Below are 12,765 nucleotides of genomic sequence, written 5' to 3'. Positions count from 1 at the left end.
TGTAAAAATTTGTTCAAAAATCAGGTATTCCATTTGAAATGTAATAATTTGAAATAAACATATTTGTATGGCAACGATCAAACTGAAGGATATAAGCACCCGGGCGCCGAAGGACTGGGATAAAGAAGAAACAAAAGCCAAAATAACCGGCATTCTCGAAAAACTGGATGAGTTGCAGAATTTATTATTTGCCGAATCGAAGCATGCTGTACTCGTTATATTGCAGGGTATGGATGCCAGTGGAAAAGACGGTGTTATAAGAAACGTTTTTACATCTATGAACCCACAGGGGGTAAACGTAAAATCTTTCAAAGCGCCTACCGCTGAAGAATTGAGTCATGACTTCTTGTGGCGGATACATTCGGTGACCCCGCACAAAGGCACCATCCAGGTGTTTAACCGCTCGCATTACGAAGATGTGTTGGTAACCCGCGTACACAAGTGGGTAGATGACAAAACCGCCAAAAAGCGCATGAAGGCCATCAACGATTTTGAACAATTGCTGCAGGAGCATAACAGTACCACTATATTAAAATTCTACCTGCATATATCCCCTGAAGAACAGGAGCAACGGTTAAGGGAACGCATTAGTAACCCTGCCAAACAATGGAAGTATAATGAGCAGGATTTTGAGGAGGCCAAACTGTGGAACGATTATATGGAGGCTTATGAAGATTGCTTTGAAAATTGTAATGATGTACCCTGGACAATTGTACCGGCCGATCAGAACTGGTATAAAGAATACATAATTGCGCATACCCTGCTGAAGGCCCTGGAAAAGCTCGATATGAAATTCCCCGGCTTAAAGAAGTGAGCAGCCTGGGAATATTAATAGCCTGTTAATAACAAAGTGATATTGAAAAAATCGATATATTAGAAGTATATATCATTAACAACTAAAACTATTACTATGGGAATGATGAAAGAATTCAGAGAATTTGCCATGAAGGGCAACGTTGTTGACCTGGCCATTGGTGTAATCATTGGCGCGGCATTTAGCAGTATTGTTAGTTCGCTTGTTGATGATGTTATAACGCCCCTGTTATTGAAACCCGCCCTGGAAGCCGCTAACCTGCAGGACCTTGACAAACTGACCATATTGGGCACCGTTAAAGTAGGAAAGTTTTTAGCGGCTATTCTTAAATTCATAATAGTTGCATTTATTCTTTTCCTGATCGTGAAAGCCATCAACCGCTTCAAGAAAAAAGAGGAAGTGGCAGCCCCCGTTACCCCCGAAGAAATTATTTTATTACGCGAGATCCGCGATTCATTAAGGAAATAGACCACGTGGTTTTATATTTGCAGGCATTTTGAGTTACTCAGAATGCCTTTTTTTAATCTTATTCATTTTTAATCGTATGCAGAAGGTTGCCCTGGCTTTAGCCTTTCTACTCCTAACAGTCAGTAGTATTGCACAGGATAAAACGGTTCAGGAGTTACGTACAGAATCGGCTAAAACAATTACAAAAGATGATAAAGATACCATTGTAAAAACCTGGAAAACGGGTGGTTTGTTCAATGGTACATTTGGACAAACATCCCTCTCTAACTGGGCCGCGGGTGGCGATCAGTTCTCCTTAAACGCAAATGGCCTGGTAAACCTGTTTGCTTTTTATAAAAAAGGAATTCATTCCTGGGATAACAGTATTGACCTCGAGCTGGGCTATATAAATTCCACTTCCCTGGGCACCCGTAAAACCAATGACCGTATTGATGTGGTGTCAAAATATGGCTGCCAGTTGTTTGACCATATGTTCCTGACCGGATTGTTCAATTTTCGTTCACAGTTTACTGCGGGGTATACGTATCCCAATGATACTACCAGAATAAAAACGTCCAACTTTATGGCCCCGGCTTATGTGATCGTTGCGTTGGGTATGGACTGGAAGCCGAGTCCTACTTTTTCATTATTCCTTTCACCCATCACAACCCGCTGGGTCATTGTTAAGGATGATACTTTGTCGGCAAAAGGCGCCTATGGTGTTGATTCAGGTAAAACAGTGCGTAATGAAATAGGTGCTTATTTATCAGCCACCTGCAATAGGGAAATAATAAAGAATTTAACGTATAAAGCCAAGCTCGATCTGTTTTCCAACTACAAGCACAACCCAGAGAACATCGATGTGTTCATGAGCAACCTGATCAGCATGAACGTATATAAAGGTTTCTCCTTTAGCCTGGGGGCCGATTTTATTTATGATGATGATCAAAAGAGCTTTGGCCCCGACAAAAATGCACCCCGGCTGCAGGTGCGGCAGTTCATAGGCATTGGCTACATGCGAAAGTTCTAACTAATTGATTTTTAATATTTGTTATAGGGCCCTGAGCGGCTTGCAGGGCGCGAAGTAGAAGTGTCAAAGGAACTTTTCACAACTTATAGACAATCTCAGCCAATGGCTGCCTGTAATTTTCTGCAATTGTTTTTTTGGCGTACGTTTGTTGGCTCCCGGCGCGCGTCGCAATACAACCGGCCAGTGGGGATCAGGTTAAAAAAAGAAGCAAGTGAATCAACCGTCGTATCAGATCAAGTTACCGCAGTTTGAAGGTCCGTTCGACCTGTTGCTGTTCTTTATTGAACGGGACGAACTGGATATTTATAATATTCCCATCAGCAGTATCATCAAGGATTTTCTTGAATATATCCATGGCCAGGAGCAGTTGAATATTGAGCTGTCGAGCGAATTCATTCTGTTCGTTTCAACCCTCATGCGCATCAAGGCCAGGATGTTGCTTCCCCGTAAAGAGCTGGATGCACAGGGTAATGAGATTGACCCCCGTCAGGAACTGGTTGACAAGATCCTTGAATACAAACGCTTTAAGGAAGCCTCGGCCAAGATGGCCGAAATGGAAGCCATTCGTATGCTGATGGTTCGCCGTGGTAACCTGGCCAAGGAAATTGCCAACATTGGTGAAGAAAGCGGCGAGGGTACCGAAATTCAAACCATCACCCTTTTCAAGCTGATGAAGACCTTTGAAAGGGTAATGAAGAAGGTGGAACAGCGTAATATGACGAAGCCGGTGCATACCGTGGTGAAATACAACTACACCATGGATGAAAGCCGCCACTACGCCCTGGAAACCGTGAAGAGGGAAAAGGTATTGTCGTTTGAAAAGCTGTTCGATGTTTGTCAGGACCGCATACATGCCATTTTTATCTTCCTTTCAATGCTCGAGCTGGTTCAAATGAAATACATGACCATTATGGTGGGCGAAGGGCGTAATAACTTTATGGTTGAATTGAACGAGAACTGGGAGCAGGATGTTGATCCCGAACAGCCACCGTTAAACCCCGATGATGATCCCGACCGGCAACCGGAATCGGTATTATAAATAATTCAACTGCCCTGGCTTCCCGCTGGGGCAGTTTTGTTTTGAGCGAAGTCGAAGAATTGAGCGAAGCAGAAGAAGACCGAACTCGAAGAATTGGCCTGGCAGGTAAGCGATTTATTTATTTTGATCGAAAATAGTTAACAGCACCGGCTTGTTTGATTGATCGATGATCTTTGCCAGCTTGTTCATAAAGGCCGGTGACACCATGGGGCAGCCCAGGCTTTGGCAAATAGGGGCAGGGTGCACTTCTTCATCGGGCACACAGGAAAATGAATGTAATACAACAAACCGTTTAAAGGCATTGCTGTTGGTGGAGTCGAGCCCGTATAATTTATAGGCGGTGCCGAATTTACCTTTGTACGGATTTCCGATCTTGTATTTCCCCAGCGACGTACAGCCGCAGCCTGTTTCGTTCCCGTACTGGCGGCCGCTTAACCAGTTCTTATTGCAGGAACCATGCGCTACCAGCCCTGCATCGAGTATGCTATCTTTCTGCAGATCGTATATAAAAAAACGGTTCCGCCCCGATTCTATACTCATATCAATCAAAAAGCAAAGATCTGCATTGTAAGCATGTTGTTTCGCATATAGTTGCAACTGATTGGCCCGGCTGTTAAGCCTGCCCATTAATGCGGGTGAGGCTGTTATGTTGGCGGTGCGATGTGTGGTGCGTGTTCCGGTCTTTAGTTTTGAATAATACCAGGCCGCACCTGCCAGTAAAAAACAGAACAGCAGAACGATGGTAGTGAGTATGACGCGTTTCATGGTGGAAGGGTGGTTATGATAAAAGCGAAGACGCTTTCATAACGTTATTCCATACGTAAAACGATGACCGGGGATGTTAAAAATAAGTTACAGGTTACAGGTTACCGGGCTCTAATTACGGGATTCCCGATTATTTTCGGGCGTCCCGCATGAGACAACTGGTAACTGGCAACTGGTAACCGGTAACCGCTTCTTATCCCAGTAACTGGTTCACCGTAACCTTCCCTTTCATCAGCTCACGCACTGCTGCTGCAATAGCAGGTGCATCGTAATGACATTCGTGATACAATTCTTTCGGGGTGCCATGCTCCACTATGCGATCGGGGATACCTAATATTTTTACTTCGGCTTTGTAGTTGTGCTGCGCCATGAACTCGAGAATGGCACTGCCAAAACCACCGGTAACGGTACCGTCTTCTACCGTGATCACCTTATCGTACCTGCTGAACACCTCGTGCAGCATTGCTTCGTCGAGCGGCTTCACGAAACGCATATCATAATGCGCGGGGTTCAGTCCATCCATCTTTAATTCCCGGATGGCGGTGGTGGCGAAGTTACCGGGATGGCCAATGGTAAGAATGGCAATATCCTGACCGTCTTTGATCTTTCGGCCTTTGCCAATTTGAATTTCTTCAAAAGGCGTTCTCCATTCGGGCATAACACCTGTACCGCGGGGATAGCGGATAACGAAGGGCCACTCCATGGTATCGAGCTGCGCGGTGTACATCAGGTTGCGCAATTCGCTTTCATTCATGGGAGCGCTGATGACCAAATTGGGGATGCATCGCATATACGCTATGTCATAGGCGCCATGATGGGTAGGGCCATCTTCACCAACCAGTCCGGCCCGGTCGAGCACCAGCACTACCGGCAGTTTTTGAATGGCTACATCATGCACCACCTGGTCGTAGGCGCGTTGCATAAACGAAGAGTAAATGTTACAGAATACCCGCATGCCCTGGGTAGCCATACCGGCGCTCAGGGTAACGGCATGCTGTTCGCAAATGCCCACATCAAAAGCCCGGTTGGGCATTTTGTCCATCATGAATTTGAGCGAAGAACCCGAAGGCATGGCCGGTGTTACGCCAAAGATCTTGTCGTTCTTTTCGGCCAGCTCAATAATGGTATGCCCGAACACATCCTGGTATTTGGGCGGTTGTGGGGTATCGTATTTCTTTTTATAGATTTCACCGGTGATCTTGTCGAACAAACCGGGCGCATGCCAAAGGGTTTGTTCTTTTTCGGCCAGGGCATAACCCTTTCCTTTCACCGTAATTACATGCAGTAATTTGGGGCCGGGGATCTTTTTCAGGTCCTGCAGGGTATCAACCAGCTTGGTGATGTTATTGCCATCGATAGGACCAAAGTAGCGCAGCTTTAACGATTCGAACAGGTTACTGCTTTTGTTGATAAAGCCTTTGATACTGTGCTCGAGCTTGCTGGCCATTTCGCGGGTAAAGTTCTTACCAACGGGTAATTTGCCCAGCGCCTTCCAGATATCATCTTTTAGGCGGTTATAGGTATGGGAGGTAGTGATATCGGTCAAATATTCTTTCAGCGCGCCCACATTGGGGTCAATGCTCATGCAGTTATCGTTCAGGATGATCAGCACGTCAGAATCGGCTACACCCGCATGGTTCATTCCCTCGAACGCGAGGCCGGCGGTTAGGGCGCCATCGCCGATGACAGCAACTGATTTACGGTTCTCACCCTTGTATTTGGCAGCCATGGCCATGCCCAGGGCGGCGGAAATAGAGGTGGAAGAATGGCCTACGCCAAAGGTATCGTACTCACTTTCACTGCGTTTGGGAAAACCGCTGATACCGTGGTATTTACGGTTGGTATGGAATTCATCGCGGCGGCCGGTCAGTATTTTGTGGCCATATGCCTGGTGCCCTACGTCCCATACCAGTTGATCGTATGGGGTATTGTAAATGTAATGCAGGGCTACGGTAAGCTCTACCACGCCGAGGCTGGCGGCAAAATGACCTCCGTGTACACTCACTACATCGATGATGTATTGCCTTAATTCGTCACAAAGTTGATGTAACTGCTCTCTGCTCAGGTTTTTAAGATCGGCGGGGGAATTAACGGTACTCAACAATGGGCCGGGCGTGATGTCCATTTTACTATGAAATTTATTATCGACAAAAATACAGCTTTAAATCATGAGCCCTAATAAAGGCCCGATTTTAACACAACAAAAAAACGGGCCACGATCAAGATTATTTCAGTGGTGGGAAAATACTGCCGAGTTATTGACAATTTCACTACTTTGTAGTGCCGGTAACCTATTTATACGGCCACATATCCAAAATACGAAACCAGAGTAGGCTAATTGCCTAGATTTGTTACAGTTCCAACGCGTATGATAAAGAAGAGAATCTCATATTACTGGCTATGTCAGTGTGTAGGCTGGAGCGCCTTTATTTTATTGTTCATATTTTTTTACATTACCCTGCACACCCAGGAAACCCCTTTTATTTACCACGTGTTGGTACTGGAGGCGGGTATTGGCTTTATTGTTACCCATGTAATGCGGTTTTTCATAAAAAGCTATAAGATCGTTGATAAGCCGGTGAATGAGCAGGTGTTTTATATATTCTTTATTTCTATCCTGTTCGCACTCATTTATGCCGCTATTGGCACTACGTTGGAACAGGTGCTGGAGATAGAAGCGCCGCGGCAAAAGCCCATTAATTTGTTGAACAAGATCATGCGGGCATCCATGGGTTGTTTCATGTTCATTCTTATCTGGAACATGATCTACTTTGCCTATCACTATATTTTAAAAACGCGGCAGGCGCAGTTGGATAAGATCAGGTTAGAATCGCTGGTAAAAGAGCTGGAACTGAAAACGATCAAGGCGCATATTAACCCGCATTTTATTTTCAACGCCCTTAACAGCATCAGGGCTCTCATCGATGAAAACCCCGGCCGTGCCCGCAATGCCATCACCGAGCTCAGCAATATATTGCGCAGCAGCATGCAGGCCGAAAAAGTGGAAACAGTTCCTTTCGAAAAAGAACTGGATATTGTAAAGGATTACCTGGCGCTGGAGTATATCCGATTTGAAGACCGGCTGAAGATAGAATACCAGATCGACGAAGATACGCTCGATCAACCGGTTCCCCCCATGATGTTGCAAACGCTGGTTGAAAATGCCATCAAACATGGCATTGGCAAACAAATAGGGGGTGGCGTGGTAAAGGTAGTCTCTGATTTCAAAGAGAATTTTCACGAACTGGTGGTGTTGAATACGGGTTACCTGAACGGACATATTCAGGAAGGCGATGGGTTTGGATTGTTCAGCACCAAAAACCGGTTGCAGTTATTATTTGGCGAAAAGGCTAATTTTGAAATAAAGCAAGTGGGGTCTGACCTGGTGGAAGCACGCATATTGATCCCTGTTGAAATAAAATAAACCAGTTATGATCAAAGCCATTATTATCGACGACGAACGGCTGGCCAGAAGTGAGCTGCGTAAACTGCTTATGGACTTTCCTGAAATTGAAGTGGTTGCTGAAGCAAGCAATGCCGGGGAAGGGGTAGAAAAAATTGAGAACATCAATCCCGATCTCATCTTTCTTGATATACAAATGCCGGGTAAAACCGGTTTCGATATGTTGTCGGAACTGGATAAAGCCCCGCTTGTTATTTTTACCACGGCTTATGACGAATATGCATTAAAGGCATTTGAGGTAAATGCCCTCGATTACCTGTTAAAGCCTGTAGAACCCAAACGGCTGGCAGATGCCATTCAAAAGCTGCACCTGCAGGAAGAACGCGAACAGGGACCTATGGTGCCGGTGAATTTTAACCGAAGCATCCTGAGCGAGAATGACCAGGTGTTTGTGAAAGACGGCGAGCGCTGCTGGTTTGTAAAGCTGTCGGATATTCGTTTGTTTGAAAGCGTGGGCAACTATGCTAAAGTGTATTTTGGCCCTAATAAGCCACTGATCTTAAAATCACTGAATGCACTGGAAGAAAGGCTCGATGAAAAGACCTTTTTCAGGGCCAATCGTAAACATATTGTGAACCTGCGGTTGATCGATAAAATTGAGCCGTATTTCAATGGCGGACTGTTGCTTGAACTGAAAGGAGGCGAAAAAATAGAAGTGAGCCGCCGCCAAACAGTGAAGTTCAAAGAAATGATGAGCCTTTAAATGGTGAGCTTTTATACTACCTTATAAAAATAATTCATGGTTAAGCGTTATTCCTACTTTATCCTGATCTTGTTAGCAAAGCAAACCGCTTTTTGCCAATCCATTGACAAAGTCATTAACGCAAAGGAAGTTGAACGTATCGAAAGAACGTTATCGGCCGACGGCATGCGCGGCCGTAAAATATTCTCGCCCGAGATAGACAAGGCGGCTGATTTTATTGCTTCAGAATTTAAAAAGGCGGGTCTTCAACCAGTAAATGGCAACACCTATTTACAGGAATTTGTCATGCTGCGAACAAAAGTGGTGATGGCTGGTGGTAAAATGAATGGGCGGGTGCTCGATGAAAAAAGCGTGGCGGCCATCACTGCCAAAGAAACTTTGACGGTTACCCAGGCCTCGGGTTATAAGCAGGTTATTGTACATGGTACAGATACCTTGAACGTATTGGTAAGCCGCCTGCAAAAAAGCGGTGGTGATTATTTACTGATGGTTGATACGGCGCATCGCAAGTGGTTTGATGTATACAGAAGAGGTATGCAGAACCAGTTTGCACCTAAGGGTAATATCGTAATGGTGCTGGCCAGTGAGGAGGCGGGCGAGTACTCCATTGAATACCGCCAAACAGTAACCAGCATGCCGTTGAAAAATGTGGTGGGCATATTGCCGGGCAAATCAAAGAAGAATGAATATGTGATCTTTTCGGGCCACTATGATCATTTAGGTGTGGGCCGGGCAAATGAAGCGGGCGATAGTATTTACAATGGCGCCAATGACGATGCTGCGGGCACCACTGCTGTGATGATGCTGGCCCATTATTTTGCGAAGCTTAAGAATAATGAACGTACCATCATCTTTGCCGCCTTTACCGGTGAAGAGAGTGGTGGGTATGGCTCAAGATACTTTTCACAACAGTTCAGTCCCGACCAGGTAATGGCCATGTTCAATATTGAAATGATAGGTACCGAAAGTAAATGGGGCACTAACTCAGCCTTTATAACCGGGTACGAAAAAACTGATATGGGAACAATACTGGAGAAGAACCTGGAAGGAACCAATTTTAAGTTCTATCCCGACCCTTACCCCACGCAACAACTTTTTTACAGAAGTGATAATGCCACGCTGGCCAGGCTGGGCGTACCGGCGCATACGATCTCCACATCAAAAATGGACAGCGAAAAGTATTATCATACCCAGGAAGATGAGATAGAAACCCTCGATATGAACAATATGGCGGCTATCATAAAAGCTATTGCCATAAGTTCAACTTCTATTGTTGCAGGAAAGGATACTCCTTCGCGGGTGACTGAAGATGCTTTGAAGCGGTAGTATAACTAACTAAACTTCTCCAACACCCGGTCCATAACACCGGTAATTTCGCGGTTGCATAAATTGCCAATGCTGCCTTCGTGCACGTGTACCAGTTGCTTTTTATAGTCGAATGAGAACTCGCCTTTTTCGATCTGGTTGCCTACCTGTTTATAGGCTTCGCGGAAAGGAACGCCTTTATTCACCAGTTCATTAACGGCTTCCACGCTGAACAGGTACTTATATTTTTCATCGTCCAGGATATTGCTTTTAACCGACAGGTTGTCGAGCATTAACCGGGTCATTTGCAAACAGGCTTTTAATTCCTCAATAGCAGGGAACAATATTTCCTTGGTGAGCTGCAGGTCGCGGTGATAGCCTGAAGGCAGATTGGCCAGCAACAGCGTCAGCTCGTTGGGAACTGATTGTATGCGGTTGCATTTGGCGCGGATGAGCTCAAACACATCGGGGTTCTTTTTATGCGGCATAATGCTGCTACCCGTTGTTAATTCGTTCGGGAAAGAAATAAACCCGAAATTCTGGTTGATGTATAAACAGGCATCCATCGCCAGGCGGCCAATGGTGCCGGCAATACCGGCCAGTGCGGTGGCAATCACTTTCTCGGTTTTGCCGCGGCTCATTTGTGCATATACCGAATTCCAGTTAAGGGTTTTAAATCCTAATAACTCAGTGGTGCGTTTTCTGTTCAGGGGAAATGAAGAACCATAACCGGCGCCGCTGCCCAATGGATTTTTGTTGGCTACCTGGTAAGCAGCTGCCAGCAGTTCCATATCATCGGTGAGGCTTTCGGCATAAGCGCCCAGCCATAAACCAAATGAAGAAGGCATGGCGATCTGCAAATGGGTATAGCCCGGTAATAAATGGTCTTTGAATTTTTCGCTTTGGGCGATCAGCAGGTCGAAAGATTGTTTTACTTCTTCCTTTACAGCCAGCACCTCTGCCCGCAGGTATAATTTTATATCAACAGCCACCTGGTCGTTGCGGCTGCGGCCGCTATGGATCTTTTTACCGGCATCGCCAATGCGTTGGGTAAGTATGAATTCAACCTGGGAGTGTACATCTTCAATACCTTCTTCTATGGCGAACCGGCCATGTTCAATGTCTGCGGCAATTTCTTCAAGTCCTTTAACAGCGGTATCAGCTTCTTCTTTCGTCATTAAACCAACTTCGCCCAGCATGCGCACATGTGCTATAGAACCCTGCACGTCGTATTTGGCAAGCAGAATGTCGAACTCTTTGTCTCTGCCTACTGTGAAGGTTTCAACAAGCTGCGATGTATTGGTTGATTCTTTACTCCAAAGTTTCATGTGAATTCGTTTCTGTGATTACAGGATTTTTTTAAGCAACTGCACGTATAATTCTATTCCTTCAGTAATCTCATTTATGTAAATATATTCATCTGCGGTATGACTCCGTGCTGAATCGCCAGGGCCCATTTTTAATGCCTGAAAGGGCATCAGCGCTTTGTCTGATGTAGTGGGGGAGCCGTAATAGGTTCTGCCCAACTCAATACCACTTTTAACCAATGGGTGGTCCAGTGCAATGGAGGTAGATCGCAACCGCGTACTGCGGGGCAATACTTCGCACTGCACGCTTTTATGAATGGTTTCCAGCACCTCTTCAAACGTATACAGCTCATTTACCCGGGTATCAACTACAAACTTTGTTTGAGCCGGCACTACGTTGTGCGCTTTGTTATCGGTTTCAATGACCGTTACGCTCATCTTTACCGGCCCCAGCAGGTCAGAGACTTTGGGGAACTGGTAGCTTTGGAACCACTCTATGTCTTTTATGGCTTTGTAGATGGAATTCTCCCCTTCATTTCGGGCAGCATGCCCGGCCCTGCCGTGAGCTATGCAATCCAGTACCATCAATCCTCTTTCGGCCACCGCCATTTGCATTTGGGTGGGTTCACCTACGATAGCGCAATCAATATTACCGATGTGTGGCAATACCAGTTCAATGCCGCCCTTTCCGCTGATCTCTTCTTCGGCAGAAGCTGCGAGTACCAGGTTGTATTTAAGATCAGGCTCCTGATTAAAATACAGGAATGTAGCGATCAGCGCAACCAGCGGACCGCCCGCATCGTTGCTGCCCAAACCGTACAGCTTCCCGTCTTTTTCAGTTGGGGTGAACGGATCGAGGGTATAGTTCTTATTGGGTTTTACCGTATCGTGGTGCGAATTGAGCAGGATGGTTGGCTTGCTGTCATCGAAATGTGCGTTGCGTGCGTACACATTGTGTTGAACGCTTTTTACCGGCACACCATGTTTTTCAAGGAAGGTCTTCAGGATCTCAGCAGTTTTATCTTCTTCTTTGCTGAAAGAAGGCGTACTGATCAACTGCTTCAGTAATTCAATAGCACGCTGCTGCAGTGTATGTAATGTTAAGTTACTCATGTACAATGCTTGTTCCGGCATTACCGGTAAGAAGATCGCTTAACTGTTCAGCTTTGCCTATGATCACTTTTTTTACACCCCGGTTCAGGGCGGCAAAGGCATTGTCCAGTTTAGGGATCATGCCGGCGAATATTTTTTGTTCTGATTTTAGTTGCTGGTAATAGGAAGGGTTAATGGATGAAATTACCGTACTGTCGTCATTGGCATCGAGCAATACACCGCTTTTTTCGAACGAATAGATCAGCTGCACATCATACAGGGGGCTCAATGCATTGGCTACTTCCTGGGCAATGGTATCGGCATTGGTGTTCAGCAATTGCCCTTTTTGATCGTGGGTAATGGGCGCCATTACTACGGCCACCTGCTGATCGAGAATGCTTTTTAACAGGGAGGTATTGATGGCATCCACATCACCGGCAAAGCCATAATCAATGGTAGGGTGATTTCTTTTATGCGCCAGTATCACATTGCCGTCGGCGCCGCTTAAGCCAATGGCGTTGCAGTTGTTTGCCTGCAATTGCGCCACGATATTTTTATTGATATAACCGGCGTACACCATGGTCACTATCTTCAGGGTCTCGGCATCGGTGATACGGCGGCCATCGATCATCCGCTGCGGTATGTTCATTTGTTCGGCCAGTTTGGTGGCCAGTTTACCGCCGCCGTGTATGAGTATCTTATGGCCTTTTACTGCTGCAAAATCTTTCAGGAAAGACGATAACTTCTTTTCATCATCAATAATGTTACCGCCTATCTTAACGACATATAATGTTGACACT

Annotated in this window: 12 protein-coding genes; 7 read left to right on the top strand and 5 right to left on the bottom strand. The window is 45.7% G+C overall.

Annotation, left to right across the window (positions count from 1 at the left end; all coding sequences use genetic code 11):
* Nucleotides 1-67 precede the first annotated feature (67 nt).
* From A3860_RS11105 to A3860_RS11090, 4 genes are all read left to right on the top strand, one after another.
* The gene (locus tag A3860_RS11105) at nucleotides 68-814 is read left to right on the top strand and encodes a PPK2 family polyphosphate kinase (RefSeq protein WP_081146762.1); all 747 of its coding nucleotides are present in this window, start codon (nucleotides 68-70) and stop codon (nucleotides 812-814) included.
* Between the two features lie 102 nt (nucleotides 815-916).
* Entirely contained in the window at nucleotides 917-1,282 is a 366-nt protein-coding gene (gene mscL / locus A3860_RS11100) for a large conductance mechanosensitive channel protein MscL (protein ID WP_245843515.1), read from the top strand.
* 76 nt (nucleotides 1,283-1,358) lie between these two features.
* Nucleotides 1,359-2,291 (top strand): DUF3078 domain-containing protein, encoded by a 933-nt coding sequence (locus tag A3860_RS11095; protein ID WP_081146760.1) that lies wholly within the window; start codon nucleotides 1,359-1,361, stop codon nucleotides 2,289-2,291.
* 211 nt (nucleotides 2,292-2,502) lie between these two features.
* Nucleotides 2,503-3,330: a segregation and condensation protein A gene (locus A3860_RS11090; RefSeq protein ID WP_081146759.1), complete on the top strand. Its 828-nt coding sequence runs from the start codon at nucleotides 2,503-2,505 to the stop codon at nucleotides 3,328-3,330.
* Nucleotides 3,331-3,444: 114 nt separating this feature from the next.
* Here the strand turns inward: A3860_RS11090 and A3860_RS11085 are convergent, their stop codons facing one another.
* A complete protein-coding gene (locus tag A3860_RS11085; protein WP_245843514.1) occupies nucleotides 3,445-4,095 on the bottom strand; it encodes a murein L,D-transpeptidase catalytic domain-containing protein in 651 nt (216 codons plus the stop codon).
* A gap of 193 nt (nucleotides 4,096-4,288) precedes the next feature.
* Nucleotides 4,289-6,220: a 1-deoxy-D-xylulose-5-phosphate synthase gene (gene dxs, locus A3860_RS11080; protein ID WP_081146758.1), complete on the bottom strand. Its 1,932-nt coding sequence runs from the start codon at nucleotides 6,218-6,220 to the stop codon at nucleotides 4,289-4,291.
* A 243-nt stretch (nucleotides 6,221-6,463) separates the two neighbouring features.
* Here dxs and A3860_RS11075 point away from each other — a divergent pair, with 243 nt between their 5' ends.
* From A3860_RS11075 to A3860_RS11065, 3 genes are read left to right on the top strand one after another with little or no spacing between them, the layout of a single operon-like run.
* Nucleotides 6,464-7,519 (top strand): sensor histidine kinase, encoded by a 1,056-nt coding sequence (locus tag A3860_RS11075; protein WP_081146757.1) that lies wholly within the window; start codon nucleotides 6,464-6,466, stop codon nucleotides 7,517-7,519.
* Between the two features lie 7 nt (nucleotides 7,520-7,526).
* Nucleotides 7,527-8,261 carry a LytR/AlgR family response regulator transcription factor gene (locus tag A3860_RS11070; protein ID WP_014221839.1) on the top strand — a complete coding sequence of 245 codons (735 nt, stop codon included), beginning with the start codon at nucleotides 7,527-7,529 and terminating at the stop codon, nucleotides 8,259-8,261.
* Between the two features lie 36 nt (nucleotides 8,262-8,297).
* Complete coding sequence (locus tag A3860_RS11065) at nucleotides 8,298-9,587, top strand: M28 family metallopeptidase (RefSeq protein WP_081146756.1); 1,290 nt, start codon at nucleotides 8,298-8,300, stop codon at nucleotides 9,585-9,587.
* Nucleotides 9,588-9,592: 5 nt separating this feature from the next.
* Here A3860_RS11065 and argH read toward each other — a convergent pair whose 3' ends face one another.
* Genes argH through argB form a run of 3 tightly spaced genes read right to left on the bottom strand, consistent with a single transcriptional unit; the run spans nucleotide 9,593 to nucleotide 12,764 of the window.
* Nucleotides 9,593-10,894 carry an argininosuccinate lyase gene (argH, locus tag A3860_RS11060; protein ID WP_081146755.1) on the bottom strand — a complete coding sequence of 434 codons (1,302 nt, stop codon included), beginning with the start codon at nucleotides 10,892-10,894 and terminating at the stop codon, nucleotides 9,593-9,595.
* Nucleotides 10,895-10,912: 18 nt separating this feature from the next.
* Entirely contained in the window at nucleotides 10,913-11,986 is a 1,074-nt protein-coding gene (locus tag A3860_RS11055) for a M20 family metallo-hydrolase (protein ID WP_081146754.1), read from the bottom strand.
* On the bottom strand, nucleotides 11,979-12,764 hold the full coding sequence (gene argB / locus A3860_RS11050; RefSeq protein ID WP_081146753.1) for an acetylglutamate kinase: 786 nt from the start codon (nucleotides 12,762-12,764) through the stop codon (nucleotides 11,979-11,981). The genes A3860_RS11055 and argB overlap by 8 nt, the downstream gene beginning before the upstream one ends.
* Nucleotide 12,765 lies beyond the last annotated feature (1 nt).

This window comes from Niastella vici (assembly GCF_002077945.1).
GTDB classification, from domain to species: Bacteria; Bacteroidota; Bacteroidia; order Chitinophagales; family Chitinophagaceae; genus Niastella; species Niastella vici.
The sequence above is the reverse complement of the archived record's forward strand: the minus strand, read 5'-3'. Positions and strand labels throughout refer to the sequence as shown.